This is a genomic window from Streptomyces sp. BK79 (assembly GCF_044142145.1).
Lineage (GTDB): Bacteria > Actinomycetota > Actinomycetes > Streptomycetales > Streptomycetaceae > Streptomyces.
Window position 1 is genome coordinate 1 of record NZ_JBHVOC010000094.1, and the last position, 478, is coordinate 478.

General features: G+C 67.4%; 1 protein-coding gene. It reads left to right on the forward strand.

The features are described 5' to 3' along the window. A partial coding sequence (locus ACFIF2_RS35935; protein ID WP_395577494.1) for an alpha-amylase family glycosyl hydrolase occupies positions 1 to 478 on the forward strand: 478 nt, incomplete at both ends.

A 478-nucleotide genomic window follows, 5' to 3' on the forward strand; every position in this document is an offset into this window, starting at 1 on the left:
CCCGTACGGCGACTACTACGTCTGGGCGGACGACGACACCCGCTACCGCGACGCCCGCATCATCTTCGTCGACACCGAGGCGTCCAACTGGACCTTCGACCCGGTGCGCGGCCAGTACTACTGGCACCGCTTCTTCTCCCACCAGCCGGACCTCAACTACGAGAACCCGGCCGTCCAGGAGGAGATCCTGGCCGCGCTGAAGTTCTGGCTGGACCTGGGCATCGACGGCTACCGCCTCGACGCCGTGCCCTACCTGTACGCCGAGGAGGGCACCAACTGCGAGAACCTGCCCGCCAGCCACGCCTTCCTCAAGCGCGTCCGCAGCGAGATCGACGCGCACTACCCCGACACCGTGCTGCTGGCGGAGGCCAACCAGTGGCCGGAGGACGTCGTCGACTACTTCGGCGACTTCGCCTCCGGCGGCGACGAGTGCCACATGGCGTTCCACTTCCCGGTCATGCCGCGCATCTTCATGGCC